Annotated in this window: 13 protein-coding genes and 1 pseudogene; 8 read left to right on the plus strand and 6 right to left on the minus strand. The window is 64.3% G+C overall.

Features of this window, described 5'->3' with window-relative positions:
- Positions 1–189 precede the first annotated feature (189 nt).
- Positions 190–708, plus strand: coding sequence for a hypothetical protein (locus ABFD92_08575; GenBank protein ID MEN6504578.1), 519 nt, complete (start codon positions 190–192; stop codon positions 706–708).
- Position 709: 1 nt separating this feature from the next.
- Here ABFD92_08575 and ABFD92_08580 read toward each other — a convergent pair whose 3' ends face one another.
- The 4 genes and pseudogenes from ABFD92_08580 to ABFD92_08595 form a co-directional block, all read right to left on the minus strand.
- On the minus strand, positions 710–1,795 hold the full coding sequence (locus tag ABFD92_08580) for a Gfo/Idh/MocA family oxidoreductase (protein MEN6504579.1): 1,086 nt from the start codon (positions 1,793–1,795) through the stop codon (positions 710–712).
- 73 nt (positions 1,796–1,868) lie between these two features.
- A pseudogene (locus ABFD92_08585) lies at positions 1,869–2,077 on the minus strand (type II toxin-antitoxin system HicB family antitoxin).
- Between the two features lie 34 nt (positions 2,078–2,111).
- Positions 2,112–3,587: a hypothetical protein gene (locus ABFD92_08590; GenBank protein MEN6504580.1), complete on the minus strand. Its 1,476-nt coding sequence runs from the start codon at positions 3,585–3,587 to the stop codon at positions 2,112–2,114.
- 18 nt (positions 3,588–3,605) lie between these two features.
- Positions 3,606–5,180 carry a hypothetical protein gene (locus ABFD92_08595; GenBank protein ID MEN6504581.1) on the minus strand — a complete coding sequence of 525 codons (1,575 nt, stop codon included), beginning with the start codon at positions 5,178–5,180 and terminating at the stop codon, positions 3,606–3,608.
- An 81-nt stretch (positions 5,181–5,261) separates the two neighbouring features.
- Here ABFD92_08595 and ABFD92_08600 point away from each other — a divergent pair, with 81 nt between their 5' ends.
- Positions 5,262–6,332 (plus strand): MoxR family ATPase, encoded by a 1,071-nt coding sequence (locus tag ABFD92_08600; GenBank protein MEN6504582.1) that lies wholly within the window; start codon positions 5,262–5,264, stop codon positions 6,330–6,332.
- A 130-nt stretch (positions 6,333–6,462) separates the two neighbouring features.
- Positions 6,463–8,025: a right-handed parallel beta-helix repeat-containing protein gene (locus ABFD92_08605; GenBank protein MEN6504583.1), complete on the plus strand. Its 1,563-nt coding sequence runs from the start codon at positions 6,463–6,465 to the stop codon at positions 8,023–8,025.
- Between the two features lie 16 nt (positions 8,026–8,041).
- On the opposite strand, the gene ABFD92_08610 is transcribed toward ABFD92_08605, so the two are convergent.
- Positions 8,042–11,698: a HEAT repeat domain-containing protein gene (locus ABFD92_08610; protein ID MEN6504584.1), complete on the minus strand. Its 3,657-nt coding sequence runs from the start codon at positions 11,696–11,698 to the stop codon at positions 8,042–8,044.
- 43 nt (positions 11,699–11,741) lie between these two features.
- A complete protein-coding gene (locus ABFD92_08615) occupies positions 11,742–15,656 on the minus strand; it encodes a HEAT repeat domain-containing protein (protein ID MEN6504585.1) in 3,915 nt (1,304 codons plus the stop codon).
- A 193-nt stretch (positions 15,657–15,849) separates the two neighbouring features.
- Between ABFD92_08615 and ABFD92_08620 the strand changes: the two genes are divergently transcribed.
- From ABFD92_08620 to ABFD92_08640, 5 genes are all read left to right on the plus strand, one after another.
- Positions 15,850–17,850, plus strand: a complete 2,001-nt coding sequence (locus tag ABFD92_08620; protein ID MEN6504586.1) for a DUF6785 family protein — start codon at positions 15,850–15,852, stop codon at positions 17,848–17,850.
- A gap of 172 nt (positions 17,851–18,022) precedes the next feature.
- Positions 18,023–19,375, plus strand: coding sequence for a sialate O-acetylesterase (locus ABFD92_08625; protein MEN6504587.1), 1,353 nt, complete (start codon positions 18,023–18,025; stop codon positions 19,373–19,375).
- Between the two features lie 193 nt (positions 19,376–19,568).
- On the plus strand, positions 19,569–20,648 hold the full coding sequence (locus ABFD92_08630; GenBank protein ID MEN6504588.1) for a uroporphyrinogen decarboxylase family protein: 1,080 nt from the start codon (positions 19,569–19,571) through the stop codon (positions 20,646–20,648).
- Positions 20,649–20,664: 16 nt separating this feature from the next.
- Positions 20,665–21,753: a hypothetical protein gene (locus ABFD92_08635; GenBank protein MEN6504589.1), complete on the plus strand. Its 1,089-nt coding sequence runs from the start codon at positions 20,665–20,667 to the stop codon at positions 21,751–21,753.
- A gap of 40 nt (positions 21,754–21,793) precedes the next feature.
- A complete protein-coding gene (locus ABFD92_08640; protein ID MEN6504590.1) occupies positions 21,794–22,801 on the plus strand; it encodes a Gfo/Idh/MocA family oxidoreductase in 1,008 nt (335 codons plus the stop codon).

A 22,801-nucleotide genomic window follows, 5' to 3' on the forward strand; every position in this document is an offset into this window, starting at 1 on the left:
GCTGATCGGATCCAAAACAAGTGAAAAGACCCTTTTGGGGTAGCAGAATGCCGCCATTGCACCGCCATTCCTGCACAAATCGACCGAAAATAATCTGCATAAATCTATAACTGCGGAAGTTGGGCTAGCCCGCTTGTGCGGGATAGCGTACTGCGATAGAACTAACACACTTATTGGCTCGGACAAACTATGACTGCTTGGTTTGGAAAGCTCACCCTTATTACGGCCTTGGCGTCTTTGGCGCCCTCGATTGCCATAGGCCCTGATTCGGCGACGGCTGCCAAGGCGATCTTCTGTTCGCTGGCCGTTGCGTTGTTGCTGGCGGCGATGCTGAAGTGGTTGATCGTGTCGCTGACGGTGAGGCCGTCCGGTGCGGGCAACCCGCTTCCTTACTTGATCCTTGCGCTGATCGAGGCGGCGTGCATCTGGGTTTCATTCTCCGTTGAGCAGTACATTCCCAGGCGCTTCTGGCCCTGGCAAGAGGGCCGTCTCGCCGCCGAGATGCCCCTGTACGTGATCTTCATAATCTTGGCGATAACCCCAAACTGGTTCGTCATCCGCTGGCAGTTCGTCAAGGCGCGCAAGAATGTGGGGAAGATCTCATTCCTTTACGGCGCCGGCCTTGCGATGGTCGTGCTCGTGATCATCGAGGTTCTGGGCGCGCCGCTGGTCGACACCTTCTACGGATACTTTTTCCGCGGCGGCTAGCTTAGTCCGGGGCATTTTCCAGGGGGCGGCAGCTCAGGCACTGCTCGACGGACAGGCCGCAGGTGGCCATCAGGCGCGCGGGGCTCTCAGGCTGGCACGTGCGGTCGGAGAGGTACATCACGTCGAGCACGGCCTGGTTGAGCAGGTTTTCCCACGCCGAGCACTGGTACTTCGGCGCGTCGGCGATGACGGCGCGGGCGAAGGCCTCCACCTGGCGGCGGAAGAGCTCCATCGGCGGCGACTGGTCGACGACGCTGTTGAGCACGTTGCCGTCCGCGTCGCGCAGCAGGCAGTTCTGGCTGTCGGCCTTGAGCGACCCCTCTCGCCCATGCACCGACAACTCTTCGCTGACCGGGCCCGACGAGCGCGTCGTGACGACGCTGGCCATGCAGCCGTTGGCATATTGCAGCACGGTCGCGGCGGTGTCGTCGGTGTCGTATACGGGGCGGGGCTGATCGTCGCAGCGCGTGGCGTACGCGCGGTTGCCCCCGGCACAGCGGCAGAAGACTTCCTCAGGCAGGCCCAGCATCCACGTCAGCAGGTCGACGCAGTGGTATCCCAGTTCGAGCAGCGCCCCGCCGCCGGCCGTCGCCCGGTCGCCGCGCCAGCCCAGGTCCGGACCCCAGTTGAACAGGTAATGCGTGCGCGCCAGGAAGACCTGTCCCAGGCGGGCGCGCACCTGCGCGGCCCGGCGGTAGCTCGTGCGGAACCGCCACTGCGTGCCGACGGCGAACTTGAGCTTGGCCTGGCTCATCCGCTCGACCAGCACGTGAGCCTCGCTGAGACTGCGGGCCAGGGGCAACTCCTTCCAGACGTGGATCCCGCGCTCGGCGCAGGCCATGACGATATCGACTGCCGCCGCCGGCGGCACGGCCAGATACACCGCCCGAGGACGCGCCTCGGCCAGCAGGCGGCGGTTGTCCGTAAACGCGGCGACGCGGTACTCTCTGCCGGCGCGTTCGGCCGTCAGCGGGTCGCGATCGGCCACCCCGACCACCTGCGTCAAGTCGCCGGCCTGCAGCGCTTCGAGCATGATTCGCCCGAACCCGCCCATGCCGATGACCGCGACTGGAAGCTTTTCCTGCATGCCCCGAGCCTAGCGGCGATTGCGGGGGATTGTCAAGATGCTGCCGCAGTGGCACAGCCTTTCCAGGCTGTGACTAACCCACGTCTTGATAGAGAGCAGGACGGTAGCGCGGAGGGGGAATGGGCCTGCCCGCCTCGCGGGCGGCTTCAAGCCATGCGGCCTTTCGGCCAGAGCCTCCTGTGGACCATTGCCAAAGGCCGAGCAGGAATCCAGGTCTGGAATATCGGCAATATAACCGCCGTCGGATTCGCTGTAGAAGATGTTAATGTGGTAATCGCTCATGATCGGTTCTTCATCTGAAGATTATAATCGACCGTCACGGTTTCCTCGCCGGGGTTGTCGGCGGGGCGAGTTTCTGGAGCACCTCGGGCGGGGCGATGTAGATCAGGCCGTCTCTGACGGCGTAGTCGATGGCCCCGGGCGGGGCGGCCTCGACCAGCGCCAGCCGCAGCGCGATGCGATTGGGCACGTTGCGCAATTCCAACGTCACCGGCGACGTGCGGGAGATATCCATCCGCCGCAGCGCCCGCCAGTCCATGAAGATGTTGGCGCCCGCAGACTCGCGCAGAAAAATCATCACCGCCTGCAACTCGGTCTTGTTGAAATTGAACTCCGGAAAATCCGCTCCAAGTTTCTCGACCACCGCCCGATCAGCCGCCGTTGCGCCACGCTCGGGCCCCGCCCGCAGGCGTGAGGCGATGGCTGCCGCCGCCTCCGACGACGAGACGATCACAACGCCGGCGGCAATGTCATAGGTGGCTGTCCCGGCCGGAGCGGCCGCCGACAGCGCCAGCACCATCGCCACGCGAACCGGAACGTTTTCAAGCTTGATGTTGACGGGCGTGTCGGGCGTGATGCCCGCCTTCTTCAGACCCCGCCAGTCCACGTACAGGTTGGCGGCGCTGGTCTTGCGGAAGAACTCCATCAGCGTCCCGAGGCGCGCCTCGGGCAGGTTCATCGACGGCACCAGCGCCGTCAGGGCACGCACGGCGGCGGTGTCGGCTTTGCCTTGCGGCCGCGGGCGGTGCTGCAGGTCCTGGCTCAGCCGCCCGAGCAACTCGGCCGACGTGACCACGACCACCCCGCCGCTGACTCCATAGGCGAGCTTGCCAGCCGCCGCCTCGGCCAGCGTCATCGACAGTCCCGCCGCCACGGTCGTGTCTCTCCGCTGGAGCGTAATGAGCGTATCGCCCGTGGCGCCGGCCTTCTTGAGCGCCCGCCAGTCGACAAAGACGTTCACCCCGGCCGTGCTGCGGAAGAACTCGATGGCATCGACGAGCTTGAACCGCTCGAAGGTCAACACCGGCAGGGAGGCCTGGAGCTTCTTAAGAACCGCCTGGTCCTGCTCGCCGGTCCCGGCGGCCACAGGCTGCGTAGCCGCCGCCTCGCTGGGACGCGTCGTCGCCACCGGCGGCATCGCCTTGAGCGCCGCCGGCGTGCCCACCACCACGCTCGTGCCGTGGACGACGTACTCGACTTCCCCAGGCCCCGCTGCCGCCGCCAGCACCAGCCGCAGCGCCTGGGCGATCGTGACCTTCTTCAAGTGCAGCGTCACCGGCGTGCTCCGCAGCACCTCGACCGCCGTCAGCGATCTCCAGTCGACGCTGATTCCGACATCCGCCGCCTGCGCCAGAAACGCCACCGCATCGGCCAGCGCCACTTCGTCAAAATCCACCGTCGGCAGCACCACCGCCAACCGAGTCTGCACCGCGGCCTCATTCGCCGGCGGAGCAGCTAAGGCGACATTGGCCCAGGCTATCGCACATACCGCGATCAGTCCCATTTTGTGCATGATGAATCCTTTCATCCGTCATTTCGGCTTTGGTACGGAAAGAATAACCTTTCCGTTCTCGATTCGGTACGTCAGGCCCTTGCCTTGGCCGGCACTGTCGAGGATGAGCGTCAGCGCCGTATGGAGAGAGACGTCGGTTCCAATATCAACTGTTACAGTCGCCGCGCGAGGAAGGGTGCTCTTCTCTGACAGCCGTTTGCTAAAGAATCCGATTCCGACGGCATGGAGGGATGCCAGATCTGGAGAGATATCCACCTTGCTCAGATCCCGGATAAGACCAATGGAATCGTCCAGTTCAATTCCTTGAAGCTCAATTCCAGGCAAATTGCCAGGCTTGTTTTGGGCCAGCCACTTCAGGTGTTCCTTCTCAAGAGCGGCCTCCATCATTCTCTTGGCCAGCGGCTCATCCGCGGGCTGGGCGGCGACGGGAGGCGTTTCAATCTGCTTTGTCAGCCGCTTGGCATCGTCGCAAGTGGAGACAATGACAACTCCGTCGGCGATTTCGTAGCCCAGTGATTCCTCACCGGCAACGTCTTTGAGACACACCAGCAAGCCTTGATGAACGGTCACGCCGCGCACGTGGACATTGACCGGGGTGCTCCTGCTGATCCCGGCTTGCGACAGGGCGTGCCAGTTCACGTAAATATCCTGGCCGCTGACATCCCGCATGAATTGAATTACATCCTCGAGTTCGATATCGTCAAACTTCAGTTCCTTAATCCGCTGCTCCAGCTTCCCGCGGACAGCGGCGTTGCGCGGTGTGCCACTGGCGGCCATCGGAGAAGACTCCAGCATCGCTGATATCTTCTTAAGCTCTCTGGGCGTAGAAATGACAATCACGCCGCCGGCGACGACGTAATCCAAAGGCGGGTCGACCTGGGCGGCTTCCAGACATAGAAGAATTGCCTGGTGAAGCGTGACATCCTGAAGATGCACGGTGACAGGCGCCGAGGCCCTCCTAAGGGCGCTGCGGGACACGTAGATGTTTTGGCCGCTGATGTCCCGCATGAACTGGATGATGTCTTTCAATTCGATGCCGTCGAAATTGAGTTCCTTGATGCGCTGCTGGATGGCGTCGCTAACCGCCTTGTTGCGAGGAGTGTCTTTGGCGACTCCTGGAGCCGTTTCCATCATCGCCACCATTTTCTCAGCATCTTCAGCCGTCGAGATGATGATCTTCCCGTCGGCGATCCTGTAGGCAAGGGGGCCGCGGACGTTTGTTGCATTAGCCAGACACAATTCGAGGCATCGCCGGACGGTCATATCCTCTTCATGGAACGTTACGGTCGATCCCTGCTTTCCCATGCCAACTTTGGACAGCTCGCCCCATCGCACGTAGATGTTCAGCCCGGTTGCACCCTGGATGAACTGGATCACATCCTTGAACTCGATCTCTTCGAAATCCAGCTTCTTGATATTCTGATCAAGAGCCTCGAGGGCACGCGCGTTTCGGGAAACCTCAGTCGTAGCCCGCGTGGCGCTTTGCGGGGGCTGGACTTGCTTCCGCACCTCCGGACCGCATCCCCACAGACACATCACGCTAGCCATGATCACAGGAGTTCGCGCCACGCACTTGTTCAGCGGTCGTTTCACGAGTATCATCTTTCAGGCGGCAGGTACAGTATTGTACCGCTACGGCGGCCGCATTAGAAGAAACGCACCCCCGAGGCGCTTATGGCCAAGGAATCATTCGAAAGCATTATCGCCCAGTTCGCTCGCAGCCGCGAGATCATGCTCCGCGAGCTGCACAAGATCATCATCGGCCAGGACGATGTGCTCAACCAGATCTTCGCGTGCATCATCACGCGCGGGCACTGCCTGCTGGTGGGCGTGCCTGGGCTGGCCAAGACGCTGATCGTCTCGTCGCTGTCGAAGATCATGGAACTTTCGTTCAAACGCGTGCAGTTCACGCCGGACTTGATGCCCTCCGACATCACCGGCACCAACGTCATCGACGAGCTCGACAGCGGGCGGCGCGAGTTCCGCTTCGTGCCCGGGCCGGTCTTCGCCAACATCATCCTGGCCGACGAAATCAACCGCACCCCGCCCAAGACGCAGGCGGCCATGCTCGAGGCCATGCAGGAACGCCAGGTGACCGTCGGGCAGGAGACCCGCCCGCTGCCGGATCCGTTCTTCGTCATCGCCACGCAGAACCCCATCGAGCAGGAAGGCACCTACCCGCTGCCCGAGGCCCAGCTCGACCGCTTCATGTTCAACATCTTCGTGGACTACCCCAGCCAGGACGAGGAAGAGCAGATCCTCACCACCACGACCGGTGAGAGCAAGCCCGAACTCAACAAGGTCTTCAACTCGCGGCAGATCGTCAACATGCAGCGCATCGTCGCCAAGGTGCCTGTCAGCGAGTACGTCATCAAGTACGTCGCCAACCTCGTCCGCGCCACGCGGCCGAAAAACCCCACCGCCCCTGATTTCATCAAGGAAATGGTCGACTGGGGCGCCGGCCCGCGCGCGGGGCAGTACCTCATCCACGGCGCCAAGGCCTTCGCCGCCATGGACGGGCGATACACCGTCAGCATCCAGGACGTGCGAAGCGTGGCCGTCCCCGTGCTGCGCCACCGCATCGGCTGCAACTTCGCGGCCGCCAGCGCGGGGCTGGACTCAGTGAGCATCGTCAGCAAACTCATCGAGCACGTCCCCGAGCCCGAAGTGCCCAAGTACGCCCCCAAGCCCGCCCCGCCGGAAATAGATACGACCGATGCCGTTCCCCCGCTGCCGGCAGAATAGAAAGTTGGGACGCTTACCACTTTCGTTTCGCGGCGATGCGATGGATAATCCCGGCAGTAAGATCACAAAGACGCAACGCTTCAACGGCAGACGAAAGTGGTAAGCGTCCCAACTTTCTAAGGAACCAAACGTGGCCAAGACCAAAACCAAAACGCTGTCCCCTTCGGTGCTGCTGCCCAACGGCAAGCCTTTCTTGACCTGGCAGCCGGTGCTGACGTTCTCAAGGACGCTCTACGTGGATGGCCGCGCAGCGCATGCCAGCGACGACAACGCCGGCACCGAAGCCCAGCCGCTGCGCACGGTATCGCGGGCGGCGGAGCTGCTCGAGCCCGGCCAGCGGGTGCTGGTGGCCCGCGGCGTCTATCGCGAGCGGATCGTCCCGGCCCGCGGCGGATCGGCTGCCGACAAGATGATCGGCTACCAGGCCGCCCCCGGGGCGGCGGTCGTGCTCAAGGGCTCGCGCGTGGTCAAGGGCACGTGGAAGAAGGCCGGGCGCTCCGGCGGCGTGTGGGTCACAAAACTGCCGGCTGAGTGGTTCGCTCCGGACGACAACCCGTTCACCACGCCGAACATCTCCGCCAAGCAGTTCGACATCATGCCCTGGGCCGAGGGCTATCGCGGCACGCTGCCGTACAGCCTGCCGTGCGGGCTGGTGTTCCAGAACGGAAAGCGCCTGGTGCAGGTGGCCAAGCGCGGCGACCTTGCTAAGGCCGCGGGCACATACTGGGTGGGCGAGGGCGGCAAGAGCCTGTACGTTCGGCCGTTCGGGGGGCTCAGCCCGGACGTGGCCATGATGGAGATCACGACGCAGGGGCAGATTCTCGCCCCGCGCGAGATGGGGCTGGGGTTCGTGCAGGTGTGCGGGTTTACGATCGAGCAGGTGGGCAATTGCTTCCCGATGCCGCAGTACGGGGCCGTTTCGCCGACTCGCGGGCACCATTGGCTCGTCGAGGGCAACATCATCCGCCAGTGCAACGGGATCGCCCTGGATATCGGCAACCAGCACCCGACGCTGCCTCAGCCGGCGATCAAGCCCGCCCGGCACATCGTGCGCGGCAACGTCGTGACCGACTGCGGCGTCTGCGGCGTGCAGGGCCTGGGCACGTACAACTGCCTGATCGAAGACAATTATTTCAAGGGCAACGCCTTCCATGACGTCGAGGTGTACTTCGAGACGGCCTCGATCAAGACGCACTTCACCACCGACACGCTGATCCGCCGCAACCGCGTGCTGCGCACGCTGCACGGGTCAGGCATCTGGATCGACGCCAACAACGTCAACTCGCGCATTACCGAGAATGTCGTCGTGGACACGAGCACGATGTTCGGCGGGATCTTCGTCGAGATTTCGGACAAGACCAACATGGTCGACCGCAACGTCGTCTGGAACACCAAAGGCGCCGGCCTCTACGAGCACGACTGCGGCAGCCAGATCTTCAGCGCCAACTTCGTCGGCCGCACCAAAGGCCCGGCCATGTGGTTCCGCGGCGCCGTGACCGGCCGCAAACTCGGCGACAAACCCATCGCCGACATGAATCACACGATCACCGGCAACATCCTCTTCGCCAACAAGCAGGGCATCAACGCCCCGCTGGAAAAGCAGAAGCTAGTGGCCAACAATTTAAGCGAAGGCATCGAGGCCCAGTTCAACCGCAAGGACCTCACGCTGACCTGGTACAAGAGAGACGCTTGAGACCTCATTACGAAAATCAGTCGTCGAAGCTGCGCATATCCCGGTGCCGTTCTTCAATGAAGTGTCGCAGGCGGCTGATCGAGGGTTCGTCGTCGCCTGGCGAGGTGAACTTTTCGCTCAGCAGTCGGATGGCTTGAGGAAGCAGATCCTTGGCGCTGGGCGGGAGAGGGTAGTCCGCGTATCGCTGCCGTCGAAAGCGGTCGTCTTCGCGATCGAGGGCGATCTCCAGCGTCGTCTGCTGATAGCGTTCAATCAGGGCACGGGCGGGGGTTTGGGCGGCGCGGCCGCAGGCCAGCAAAGCCTCGATGGCGGCCAGTCGTTCTTCTGCCGGAAGGCTGACGACCGCTTTGCCCGCCAGTGAGGCGACGACGGCGGCCGGAACGTGCGGAGCGGCCTGGCGGACGCTCTTCCAGGTCCGCATGACGACAGCGGCGGTGGTTCCGGGGGCGCCGGGGTTCTTCAGCATCGCGACCAGGGCGGGGAGGTCTTCCCGCCGACCCGGGCCAATGGCGTTGAGGGCAGCAATGACCTCGGGGGCGCCATTGGACTTCTGGGCGATGTCCAGCAGCGCCGGCATGGAAGGCGCCGCCGCCGGTCCCATCTGCGCCAGCGCCCTGGCAGCGACTGGAATCGAGTTGTCCACCTGATGATTGTCCTTTTTGAGCAGCCTGGCAACGACGGCGACAAGTTGCTTCTGGACCGCCGCCGCACGACTGCCGCTATGCTCGCAATAGCACGTTGCCAGGAATGCCGCCTCCGCATCGTCACCCGACAGCAGCTTTCCGATATGCTCCATGACCTTCTGCGTATCGTGAACATCGAGCACGCTGTACAGATCGTCACTAGGATAGTAGCCTCCTGCCAGCATCTCGATGATAACGGGAAGATACTCGGTGGTGACTATCTCCGGGCGCAGCCGAAGCGAGTCGACGCGGGAAAGCCTTTCTTTCTTGGCCAGAGCATTAATTCTGGCCGCCATCTTCACGCTGGTGGGCAGGATACTTGACAGCAGAAGCGACCCCACTTTTTTATCGTCGGGGGTGCGGTATTCTGCGGCGGCAGCCAAGGCGTCGATGATGCTGTCGTCCGGGGGCCAAACTGCCGCAAGATACTGGAGAGATTCGGCCGCCATACGTTCGTCTTGGTTCTTCGACGCGGCGATAAGGTAATCCACGCCTTCCTTTCGCGTGGCGGCGTTGTCGGCCAACTCACGGGCGGCAGCGAAGCTTTCTCTATTCAACTCTTTCATCTTATCCCGCAGTTGGGCGATTCCCGCCGGTATCAGCGGAGGTTCAGGTTTGCAGCCGATTTTCCGCGTCAAGAGCGCCGTCTTGCACAATTCCCGGAACGCTTGACGGCAGGATGGGGAGGAGCCATAGGCCAACTTGGAGTTGACGAGCGAGAGCACCTCCTCAGTCGCGACTTTCATGCTGACAAGCGCATTGACGGCCTCGGCCGATGTGCCATCTTCTTCGATAACCTGTAGAACAGTTTGAGCGGCCGGGGCTCCGCCGGGCCCGAATTCCGCCAGCACTCGCATCGCCGGGTAGCGGACATTCTTATCCTTCAGCGCCTCTTGCAGCGTCTTGAGGACCTCCGGCGTCTTCGGGGCCGCTGCCAAGGCAGCCACGGCATAGCGGCGCACGTCTTCGTCGGGACTGGAGCATTGCTTAAGGATCATCGCCAGGCCCTTTGGACCGCTGGAGGCCAGCGCCTGTGCGCAGTCGCGGGACATTTCGACGCAGAAATAATTTTCGATTCCAGTTTCGGGAGTGTTCTTGTACAAGACGATCTTCAGCAGCGCCTCGTCGGCGGCGCCTTGCCCCTGCGGACCGAGGCATTCGAGTGTCTTGGCGGCAGCTCTGCACAGCTTGGGCTTGGTGGGCGAGAGGCACTTGATCAGCGCCGGAACCGCCGCCGGACCGATCAGGCTACGGACGCCGTAGTACGTTCGCTCTTCCTCCTGCTCGTTGGCGCCAAGCAGGCCCGAGACTGCCGCATAGCTGGCCAGATCTGTCTCCGCCAGCAGGACCATGGCGTCGCGGGACAGGCCAGCTTCGCGGATGACCCGCCCATGGCGTTGCGATCCTTCATCGATGATCGCAGCGGAGATTTCCTCCTGGCTCACCCCCATCGCCCGCAAGGCCTGAACGGCCGGAATACCGATCGTTATGATGCGCTTTTTGATCTGCGGGACGGTTCGCTTTGCCGCCGGTCCCAGCCGCCCCAGCGATTCGGCAGCGACCATCGCCTCGCCGACGTTCTTGCCGGCCACGGCCTTCTCCAGCGCCTCGATCACCTCCGGGGTGGCCTGCCCCAGGCGCCCCAGCGCGTACAGCGCCAGCAGACGCACCTTGAACTCATCGTCGCCCAGGCGGCGCACCACAGCGCCGACGGACGAACCGGCCGCCGGACCGATGCACGCCAAAGCCGCCAGCGCCCTCAGCCGCGTCTGGGCGTCCTGCTCTTCGCTGGCCCAGACAATATTCGCCGCCCCCGCGGCGCCGCCGGCGCCCAGGCTCGCCAAGGCCTCCAGCGCATACGCTCGCGCCGGAGGCAGATCCTTGACGGCCTTGGCCAACGCCGGCGCCGCCGACGCCTCCGGCGTGCCGATGGCCATGAGCACGGCCAGGATCTGCTCGCCCAGGACGGGGCGGCGTCGGAAGTCGTCGCCGGAAGGTTGATACGCTTTAGGGTTCGCGGCGTAGTCCTTCTGGAAGAGCTCCAGCAGCTGCCCCACAAGCGGGCGGGCGGCCGGACCCATGGCCTGGGCCACCTCGAGCAAGGCGCCGCGACCGTCGTCGCCGCCCGAGGCCAGAGCTTTGCCCAGCGGGCCGGCGGCATATTCCCCCAGGGCGACCAGGCACTTCTGCGCCTGGCGTCCGCGGACGGCTTCATCGACGGCCATCACCGCCAGGTACTTTTGAGCGGCCTTTTCGCCGGCGTCACGGGCGCCAACGGCTCGCAGCGCCGCCGCGGCCCGTTGAGCCACGCGCTCGTCGCTGTCGTTGGTCAAGGCGGCGATATCGTCGACCGCCGCCGCGGCGGCAGGTCCGATCCTCATCAGCGACTCCAGGGCATTGAGTCGCTGGGTGGGTTGGCCTTTGAGATGCGCCCGCAGCGGTTCCATGGCCGCGGCGCCCTGGCGCGCCAGGCAGGGCGCCGCGGCAGCGGCAACGGCCTCTCGCGGATCGCCCATCGCCGCGCCCAGCGCGCCCGCACCGCCGGGCCCGGCGTGGCCCAGGGCCCAGACGGCCAGCACGGCGTTCTTTTCATCCGGCGCCCGCAGCAGCGTCTCGAGGGATTTGATCGCCCCGATCTGCGCCAAGGCCTTGATGGCCTGGATGCGAACGCCGTAGTCGTCGGTTCCGGCGGCGAGATATGCCAGCGGGGCGGCGGCGGCAGCGGCGGCAGGACCCATCTGCCCCAGTGCCCAGGCGGCGTTGCCGCGAACGTAGAACTGCTTGTCCTTCAAGGCCTCGACCAAGGGTCCCACAGCCGCGGCGGCCTCGCCCGGGGCGGCGCCGAGGGCGAAGGCGGCTTCCATCCGTGCGGCGTCGTCTCCGTCTTTGAGTGCTCGCATCAGTGCGGCGACGTCGGCGGCGCCCGCTGTGGCGCTGCAGATTGCGATGACGGCGGGTATCAGGCACATGCGGCAATAGGTTCTCGACATTGGCGTATCCCCTGGCAAAAGAGTTCCTGATCGCGGGCCGGTCTTACGGCGCCGCGTTGTTCTTGCGGATCGCGTCGGCGGCAGCGCGGCGAACCGCTTCGTTTCGGTCGGCCAAAGCCCGCTGCAAGGCTTTTCGGATATCCTCCGACGCCGGGCGAATATTGCCCAGCGCACCAATGGCCCCTTCGCGCGTGCCGGGGTCTTTGGAGTCACGGGCCAGTGCCAGAAGCGATTCAGCCGCCACGGCTGCCGATGGGCCCATCCCCGCCAGGGCGTGGGCGGCGTAGAATTGCGCCTCGCCCGACCCTTGGCGCAGGCACTGTTCCAACAGGTACACCATGCGCGGGGGCATGGGACCAAGATTAGCCACGAGTTCCGCTCGGCGCCGGGGCGGCTGGACCTGGCGCAGCGCCGCGCGGGCGGCGGCGGCCACGTCCGGCCAGCGGTCCCGCGTGGCGGCCTGAAGGGCCGGCACGGCTTTGGCGGCCGCTTCGCCCATGGCGCCGAGGATATTGGCGGCGACTTGACGCTTGCGGCCGTTGGGATCCTTCAGCAGCTTTTCCAGCGCCGGGATGACCGCCTCGCCCATCGTCACCACCCGCTCGATGCGTTCTTCGCTGTCGCGGCCCATGGGAAAGTCGGACTGGAACTGCTGGACCAATTCGGCGACGAGTTCATCGGGCGCCCCGCCGATGCTCTTGAGCGCCTCCTTGGCCAACTGGCGCACATCATCGGAACGCTTGGGCTCGGTGAGCATCTTCTGAAGTGCCGGGATAGCTTCGGCCGCTTGGGGACCGCTGTACTTCAGCGCCCACAGGACGGCTTCGGTGCAGTCGGGCTTATCCAGATGCTTCAGCAGTTCGGGCACGGCCGCTGGTCCGCTCTTGCCAAGGATCACAAAGAAGTGCGTCGGGTGGAGCTTGCCGCTACGGTAAGCGGCCGCGAGTTGATCGATGCCCGGCTTGGCGGCTGCACCCATCGCCGCCATCGCTTGGGCCACTTTTTCGTCGATGTGTTCGTCGCTGCCGGCGGTGGCGGCGATCGCTACGGCCGCCTTGGGTTCCCGCGTGCCGGAGGTGGCCAGGGCGTCGACAATGGTATCGGGCATGTAGTAGATGGCGCTTTCTCTCGCGGCTAGGATCGCATCCAGCGCCCGCGGCGAGAAGGGTCGAATGCGCCCGAGCGTTTTGATGGCCTGAAGATACGTGTTATCATTTTTGGCATCGGCGGCTACGGCCAGCGTCGCATTGAGGGCGGCGGAGCCCATGCTCGCCACGACAGCGGAAAGGTCATCGCCGTGGTAATCAGGGCCGCTGCGGTTCAGGATCATCGCGACGAGGTCCTTGTCGATGGGGCCGATTTGCAGCATAGACCGGGCCAGAACTTCAGACCTCCAGTCAGAGTCTCCTGAGAGAAAGATCGCCTGAAGCTGGACCATCGCTGTCCGCCCCGCCGGTCCCAGCTTGCCCAGAGAGATCACCGCCCGGGTCCTCGTGTTGGAGTCGCCTCGGTCAGCGGACAAGGCTCGGCGCAGCAGCGGTACCAGCGGTTCGCCCTGGCGCCCCACGCCCCCCAGCGACTCGACCAGCATCATCCGCGGGTGGTCTTTGAGCTGGTCGTATGTGCTTTCGATGGCTGCCACGCCCGCGGCGCCGTAGGCGACCAGGATCCTTGCCGCGGCCGAGCGTATTTCGTCGTAGGTACCCTCCCGGTAGTCTTGCGGATTGTCGCGATGCAGCACCGACGCCAGGGCGGTAAAAGTCTGCGGCTTGGCCGCGGCCGGACCCAACGCCTTGACCGCATCGATGGCGTAGCGCAGCGCATTGCCTTTGCCGTGCTGAAGGATCACGCACAAGCCGTTCAGATCTTTGGCGGTGCAGGGCCCGCGCTGCTTGAGGCGCCGGCGCGCGGCGTTGGCGGCGGGCTTGGCCCCGTCCAGCATCAGGACCAGTTCCTGCAATGGAAGCTGGGCCTGCTCGCCGGTTCGCGTCAAAGATTCCAGCGCCTTGAGAGCGTCGCCTCCTTCGACCCCCGGTTTGCTCAGGCGAGCGCGCAGCACCTCAAGAGCCTCCGGCGAACGAAGCTCCAGCAACGCCGCGGTCGCGGCGGCGACGACCGTCCTGTTCTCATCGTTCAGGACCGCTCCCAGAGCCGCGGGAACCGCCTTGCCCGAGGCGCCGGTGGCGCCCAACGCCGCGATCGCTCGCCAGCGGACCACCAGCGTCTTGCTGCCAAGACGTTTGAGCAGTTCGTCGACGGCCGCCGGTCCGGCGGAACCGGCCAGCAGGGCGTACGCGTCGCGGGTGAGGAGCTGCCCTTGAACGTATCTCTGGGGCAACGGCAGATCGAAGCACGCCAAGGCCGCATCGAGCGACGCCACGGCTGCGGGGCGCCCCATATCCGCCAGCGCGGCGGCGGCGGCAAGACGGATCTCCGGCGGCTGAGCGGCATCGGAAAGCAGCGCCCGCAGGTCGCCGGCGGTAGCGGCGGCGCCGGGTCCCATCAGCCTCAGCGCGTCGGCGCCGATCTGCCGGGCGGCACGGTTGTTGCTTTTAAGAAGCGACCGCGCCTCGTCGAGGGCGCCACTGCCCTGCCGCCCCAGCGCCCGGCTCAATGGCTCAGAGGGTTCGGCGGCCCCTTGCGCCACGCCAGCCAGCGCCCGCGCCGCCTGCGGATCATAGAGGCCGATATTCGCGATCGCTTCAATGGCCGAATCGCGATGGTTCTCGTTCTTGAGGCTCTCGACCAGCGCCGGCAGGGCTGGAGCGGCCGCCGCGTCCAGGCGGCCCAGGGTCAGCGCCGCGTATTCAGATACGCCGGAATCGCGGTCCCGCAGCGCCGTTCCCAAGGCCAGAACATATGTGGCCGGCACAGGCTTGGCCCAGTTCAGCGTCGAGGCGGCCTCGCGGCGAACCCTGCTGTCGGGATCCTTCAAGGCCTGAACCAGAACCTCCGCCGCCTCAGGCCCCAAGTCCGCCAGGCGTGAAAACCAATGAGCGGCCAGACGCCGACGCTCGGTCGGCACAGAGGGAGAAAGATAATGCTTCGCCACGGCCACAAACGCCCCCGCCGCTTCGGCAAAGGAAGGCTGCCCGTTTGATTCGGCCATAACATCGAACAGCTCCCCGTCTTTCAACCCTTTGATGAACGCCTCGGCGCCCCCGTCGAAGCTTGAACCGGTCTGGGCGAACGTCATCAGAGCCTGCAACTTGACCTGAGCCTGGCTGCTGCTGGCCATCTCCGTCAACCGCGGCGTGATCTGCGGGGCGAACTGCCACGCGCACAAGGCCCGCACGCAACCGGGACGGAAACAGAATGTTTCCTCCGCCGCATCGAGCAGCAGCGGGATGGCCACCCCAGACCCCTTGGGGCCAATCCGCGCCAGCGTCGCGCCGGCGGCGTCCTTGAGGTCCTCTTCATTGATGCCCCATGACGCAGCCAGGATGGTGGGCACCGCCGGCGCGGCCTTGTCGCCCAGACGCCCCAGGATCCTCATCGCCAGAACATAGCACTCGCGCTGCAGTTGCACCGGCTGATATGAAGTCTGCAGCACCGCTTCCATCGGCTCCAGCAGCGACTCATCGGCGGCGCCGGTTTCATCTATCGCCCGCAGGATGTCGCTATGGCGAGGCCCCTCGGGCAGCTCCAGTGCTTCAACGAGCGGACCGACCCCCGCCTCGCCCATTCGCGCCAGGCCGCGAATGGCCTTAAAGGTGATGATCGGCGCGTCGTCCCGTAAGGCGTGCGCCAGCGCCGCCGCCACGTCAGGGCCGGGCTTCATGGCCGCCAGAGCCTCTACTGCGCGCTGGCGATCCGCCACATAAGGCGAATCCAGGCACAAGCGATACAACTGCAGCGCCTCCCGGTCAGAGCCGGGCGACGGGCGGCTCGCCTGCGCCCGCGCCGAGATGCTGATGCATGCTATTGCCAGCACGATGATCAGAACGTGTCGATTCATGGTCGGCCCCTGAATACCTGTTCGGCCACAACGGCTTTGACATATGCGTCTTTCACAAATGGACCCCAAACGAACGACGGAATTGTACGTCCGCCCGCGGCGGGCGGCAATAGGACTCACTTTGGAATTTCGCGCCGGGGCGGGTTCTGTTATGCTGGAAGGTTCGCTGCCGCATGCGACGAAGGACGTTTGGATGACCGCCCGCGCCATCATCATGGGTTTGATCGGAGCCCTTTTTATCGGGACCATTGGGTACTTCAACGACCAGGTCCCGCGGGTGAACTATTTCGTCGGCAACCACTTCCCCATCATCGTCTTCTTCCCCCTGGTGCTGGTGGCGCTGCTCAATCCGCTGCTGCGGCGGTTCAAAGTCACAGCCGCCGAAATGGCCGTGGCGGCGGCGCTGATGCTGGTGGCGTGCAACATCCCCGGCTCAGGCATGCTGCGGTTCTGGTCTCGCAACGTCGCCATGCCCGTCCACGCCTACCGCTCGCAGCCGGACTGGCAGAAGGGCCATGTGCTCGACCGCGTGCATCCGGCGATGCTCACCAACGGCGGCGTCTATGACGACGCGGTCAACCAGAAGCTGCTGACCGGCGGGAGCTCGGTGCCTTGGGCGGCATGGGAAAAACCCATCAGCGTCTGGGGGCCGATCATCGCCCTGGTCGCCATCGCGTCGATCTGCATGGCCCTGGTGGTGCATCGAACGTGGTCCCGGCACGATCGCCTGCCCTATCCGATCGCGCAACTGGCCGAGTCGATGATCGAGGCCGGCCGCGGCGGCAGCGGGTCCATCTTCTCCAGCAAGCTCTTCTGGCTCGGCGCCTGCATCGTGCTGGGCATCCACCTGGTTAACGGCGCCAATCTCTGGGCCGACAACCGGCTGATCAACATCCCCTTGAGCCTCAACATCAACGACATCTTCACGCTCTTCAGCGAAAAAGGCGTGGTCTGGGGATACTGGGCGGTCGGGTGGCCGTACGGGCAACTGGTCATCTGGCCCACCGCGCTGGCCTTTGCGTGCTTTGTGGCCAGCGACGTCAGTTTCGCCCTGGGCATCTCGCCGCTGGCGCTGACGGCCGTGACGACAGTGCTGTTCGGGATGGGCCTGCCCACCAGCGCCAGCACGATGGATGGCGGGATCTTTCCCTGGGCTCACGCGGGCAGTTTTTTCGCCATTGCCCTGGTGCTGGTGTACCTGGGGCGCCGCAACTACTGGCACATCGCCCGCCAGGCGATCACATTCATGCCCAGCCGCGAGTCGCGCCCATACGAGGCGTGGGCCTTTCGCGGCCTGGTCGTGGCGGTCGCGGCGCTGGTGCTGCTGCTGTCACACCTGGGGCTGAGTTGGCCATTCGCCATTCTCGTCATCGTCATGATCCTGACAGCTTTCCTGGTGATGGCCAGGATCAACGCCGAGTCCGGTCTGATCCTGATGGAAACGTGGTGGCAGCCGATCTCGGTGCTGATGGGGCTCTTCGGCATTAAGGCGCTGGGCCTGGGCAACTACGCCATCATCGCCATGCTGGGCCTGCAGTTCACCATCAACGCCCGCGAGTGCCTGATGCCCCTGGCTGTCAACGCCGTTCGCATCTGCGACATGCACCGCGTCTCGCCCGGGCGCGTGGGCCTGGGCGGGTCGGCGGCCTTCGTGCTCGTGCTGGCGGCGGCGATCCCCTTCAGCCTGTTCGTGGACTACAAGTACGGTCTGCAAAAGGGCGAGTCGTTCCCCGTCCGCAGCGCCCCTCAGCGCAACTTCAGCAACGTCGCCCTCAATTACAATCGCATGTCTTCCGAAGATCGCCTCGCCAGCGATTCGTTCTCTCCCCTGCAGCGAATCTCCGAGATGACGCCCAACAGGAACTGCCTGGCGGCGATGGCGGCGGGAATGGTCGTCGTGCTCGTCATCTCCGCCCTTCGCATGCGGTTCACGTGGTGGCCGCTGCACCCGATTCTGTTCCTCTTCTGGGGCACCTGGGCGATGGGGGCCTTCGCCTTCTCGTTCCTGGTCGGATGGACCCTGAAATTGGCTGCCTCGCGCTTCGGTGTCCGCCACGCGACTCTCAAAACATTCATGATCGGCGTGATCGCCGGCGACCTGACCGGCGGGGCCCTCTGGATGATCGTCGGGGCGATCTACTGGGCCATCACCGGCGAAGCCCCGAAACGCTATCTCGTCTTCCCCGGCGGATGAAAACACCGGATGATTGGATGATTGGATGGTTGGATGGTTGGATGGTTGGGTACATGACCAGAGTCTTGTTTTTTCATCCATCCACCCATCCATTCATCCACGCATCCGTTTCACTCCTGTCTCGTAACAAGGCGCCTTTGGCCGGGTTAAAGTCTGCCAGAAAGGGCTTGCCATGAACTATCGCTCAATCGCGCGTACTGCCGCTGGTCTGTTTATCCTTCTTGCCGCCGCACCGGTTTGGGCCGGCGTGAACTTCGCCGGCGTCTTCGGCGACAACATGGTGCTTCAGTGCGACCTGCCGGTGAACGTCTGGGGCGGCGGGGCCGCCGCCGGCGAAAAGGTCACCGTCACCTTCGCCGAGCAGTCTAAGACCGCTGAGGCGGACAAGGACGGCAACTGGAAGGTCACGCTCGACAAGCTCGCCGCCAGCGACAAGGGCGCCGAGCTCAAAGCGATCAGCGGAGACGGCGCCGCCGTCGTCAAGGACGTGCTGGTGGGCGAGGTGTGGGTCGGCTCGGGGCAGTCGAACATGTACCTCGAGATGAAGAGCATCTGGAGCAAAGACCGCTGGACCAAGTTCATCGGCGAGACGGACTTCCCGAACATTCGCCTGAACAACATCCGCCCGAACAAGGGGCGCGGGTGGCAGCCGTGCAATCGCGGCAGCGTGGCAACGTTCTCCGGATGCGGGTTCTACTTCGCCCGCAATCTGCACCAGGAACTCAAGGTGCCCGTCGGCATCGTCGTCGCTTCGGTGGGCGGAGCCTTCATCGAAGAGTGGATGCCCGACGGAAAGCACTACGGCATGATCCAGCCGCTGACCGGCATGACCATCCGCGGCGTGATCTGGTACCAGGGCGAGGCCAACGCCATCGAACGCAAAGACGGCATGAAGTACCTCGACAAGCACCAGAAACTCATCGAGGCGTGGCGCAAGGCTTGGGGCCGCCCGGATCTGCCTTTCCACTTCGTGCAGATCGTCCCCTGCTCGGTGAAGCTGTACCGCGCGGAGGAACTAGCCAAGCTCTGGCAAGCCCAGCGCGTGACGCTGGCCAAGGTCCCCAACACCGGGATGGCTATCTGCACCGACCTGTGCTCCGACGGCATGGCCAACATCCACCCGCGAAACAAGTGGGACGTCGGCAGGCGTCTGGCCTTGTCCGCCCTGCACCAGGCGTATGGTAAAAAGGACCTCGTCTACAGCGGCCCGCTGTACAAGAGCATGGAGATCAAGGGCAGCGAGGCCGTCGTGAGCTTCGACCTGTGCAACTCGGCCAGCCTGGCGATCCGCCCCAAGAGCGGCGAAGAGCTGAGTTGGTTCGAGATCGCCGGCGCTGACGGCAAGTTCGTCAAGGCCGTCGCGAAGATCAGCCCCGACGGCAAGAGCGTGATCGTCTCAGCCCCCGAGGTCAAGGAACCGGCCAATGTCCGCTTCGGCTGGGATAACGCTGCCGTGCCGAATCTGACCAACAAAGAAGGGCTGCCCGCATCGCCATTCTCGACCGAGAAAGAATACAACCCGTAGCAGCCGGTATAAACCAAAACCGACGACGAGGACGAGGACGACGAGGAGGACGAAGTGAGCTCTCCCAGCCGTACTCGTCCTCGTCCTCGTCCTCGTCGTCGGTTGTTCGTTTTTCATAAATACGAGCTATTGACACTCGCGGGCAGCGGGGTGTTAATACCCCCTTCACGCTGGCAGGCCAATGATGCAGAAAATGACAAGCAAGGAGCGGATCGTTGCCGCTCTGGAGGGGCAGCCCACCGACCGCACTCCCTGGTCGCCGTTCCTGGCGTACGTGTGGGAACATTTCCCCAAGGAAATCCAGGAACTGGGTCAGCCCGAGTTCCTGCGCCGCGTCGGGGCCGACCCCATGTGGCGCGGCGCCGGCGGGCCGGTCCAGGGCAGCGGGCCCAGCGAGATCGAGTACCGCTCGTTCGAGGAGAACGGCGTCAACATCACCGTCATCGAGACCCCGGTCGGCTCGGTGCGAAGCGGCTACAAGCCCAGCCCGCAGGGCAACACGTCGTTCCTCGTCGAGCACGCGCTGAAGAAGGAAGAAGACTTCAAGGTCTGGCTCTGGATCGAAGAGCGTCAGAAGTACGTCTATAACGACCAGTACGTCAAAGACCACCTTGCCGGCGCCGGGGGCGAGGGGCTCACCATCGGCATGCTCATCCCCCGCTGCAAGAGCGCGTACCAGAGCATGGTCGAGCACCTGGTCGGCACCGAAGAACTCGTCTACGCCGGCGTGGACTACCCGCAAACCGTCAAGACCCTGTGGCAGCAGATGGTCGCCAACGACCTTGAGGCCGTTCGCCTCGCCTGCCAATGCGAGGACCTGACGTACTTCCTGACCTGGGAAGACAGCGGCACGCAGAATTATTCGCCCACGCAGTACGACCAGTTCATCGGCAGCGAGATCGGACAGTGGTGCGACATCATGGCCGCGGCGGGCAAGAAGTACGTCCAGCACGCCTGCGGGAACGTCAAGGCGCTGATCAAGCGGATGGTGGCCCACGGCACAAGCGTGATCGAAAGCATCTCGCCGCCGCCGACGGGCGACATCTCCATCGCCGACGCCCGCCGGGCAATGGGCAACCGCATGGGCATCATCGGCGGCATCGAGCCGACGATGTTCCTCAACCTGAGCATCGAGCAGCTCGAACCCTACGTGCGCGGCGTGATCGCCGACGCGGCCGGCGGGCCTTTTGTGCTGGCTAACTCCGACTCCTGCCCGCCCGGCGTGACCATGGAAAAGTTCAAGCTCGTCGGCGACATCGTTCGAAACCCCTGAGCCGCTGGAAATCACAATGTACGACATCGCCTCACGCGAACACATCGACGCCGCACGCGACCGCCTGACCACCTGGTGGAACGGCGGCGACATCGGCCGACCCGCCCTGCTGCTGTCCTACCCGCGCGAGAAGCCCCTGCCCGAGTTCGAAAAGCCCATCGAAACCCCGCCGGGCGTCACGGCAGGAAATTACACGGTGAAGGATTACGCCTTCCGGGCGGCCGTCGGTCCGGTATGGGCGGCGGGCGGCTGCTACGCCGCCGAGGCGTTGCCGACCGTCAGCCCGGACCTGGCGCCCAACTGCCTGGCGCTGTATCTGGGGTGCAAGGGCGTCGAGGGCACCGGCACCGTCTGGTGCGAACCGACCATCGCCTCGCCCGAGACGGCGGCGTTCAAGGCTGATCTGGAGAACAACTTCTACTGGAACTTCACCATGCGCCTGACGAAGGAGTGGCTGGCGCGCGGGAAGAACCGCTGGTTCATTGGCTTTCCGGACCTGATCGAGGGCCTGGATACGCTGGCGGCTATGCGCGACACGCAGACGCTGCTGATGGACCTGATCGAGCGGCCGCAGTGGGTCAAGGGCGCGCTGTCGCAGATCACGCGCGAGTACTTCCGCTGCTACGACGCGCTGTATGAGTTGATGAAGGACGATCGCGGCGGCAGCTCGTTCTGGGCCTGGGCGCCGGGGCGGATGAGCAAGCTCCAGTGCGACTTCTCGGCGATGATCTCGGCAGACATGTTCAAGGAGTTCATGATGCCGGTGCTGGAGGAGATGACCGGCCGCCTGGATTACTGCATGTACCACTTCGATGGCCCGTGCGCCTTGCAGCACCACGGTCACCTGATGAGCCTCAAGAACCTGACGATGCTGCAGTGGACGCCCGGGACGGGCAACGTTCAGCCGGCGCAGCACGAGGCGTGGTTCGACCTGTATCATCGCACGATCGAGGCGGGCAAGAAGATCTACATTCACGGGGTGTCGCGCGACCGCGTGAACGCGTTCAAGCGCGAGTTCGGCGCGGGCTTCAAGCAGTTCATGTTCCCCTGCTGGGCGCCGTCGAAGAAGGAAGCGGAAGAATTCATCCGGGCCTGCGAAATGTAGCTCGTCCGGCGTTTGCCAACACTAATAGGAGCAGCACAACGTGGCTAAGGAAAAGGCAGTCGTCGTCGGCGCCGGCGGTATTGCGGGCGCCTGGTTTCCCCCACTCAAGGCCGAGAAGGTCAACATTGTCGGCATCGTCGACCTCGATGTCGAGCGAGCCAAGGCCCGCTTGAAAGACTACGAGCTCGATTGCCCCGTCGGCACCGATCTGGCCGACATGCTCAAGAAGACCCGCCCGGACTTCGTCGTCGACCTGACGATCCCCGAAGCCCACTGCGCGGTGACCTGCACCGCCCTCAAGGCCGGCTGCCACGTCATCGGCGAAAAGCCCATGGCCTCGAGCATGGCCGAAGCCCGCAAGATGTGCGCGACGGCCAAGGCGACGAAGAAGATGTACATGGTCAGCCAGTCCCGCCGCTGGCAGGGCAACGAAACGCGCGTCCGCAAGACGCTGCAGAAGAACCGCATTGGCACGCTGACGACCTTCAACTGCGACTTCTACATCGGCGCGCACTTCGGCGGCTTCCGCGACGCAATGGACAGCCCGCTGATCCTGGACATGGCGATCCACCAGTTCGACCTGGCCCGGTACATGACCGGCACCGATCCGGTGGCCGTGTACGCCAAGGAGTTCAACCCCAAGGGCTCGTGGTACAAGGGCGACGTCTCGGCGATGGCCATCTTTGAAATGACCAATGGCGTCATGTTCTGCTATCGCGGCTCGTGGTGCTCCGAAGGCTGCCACACGAGTTGGAACGGCGACTGGCGCTTCATCGGCGACAAGGGCACGCTGCTCTACCATCACGACCAGGTGCCCACCGGGCAGGTCATCCAGAACAAGGAAGGCTTCTTCCGCCAGCTCAAGGACATCACGGCCGACGAGGCGCCGATGAAGTTCGGCGGCATGCACGGGGCGCTGCGCGAGATGCTGGCGTTCATCCGCACCGGCAAGAAACCGCAGACTGCCTGCGACGACAATATCAAGTCGCTGGCGATGGTGCATGGCGTGATCGAGTCGTCCAAGACCGGAAAGCGCGTGAAACTGTAA

This window comes from Planctomycetaceae bacterium, assembly GCA_039680605.1.
Classification (GTDB): domain Bacteria; phylum Planctomycetota; class Phycisphaerae; order SM23-33; family SM23-33; genus JAJFUU01.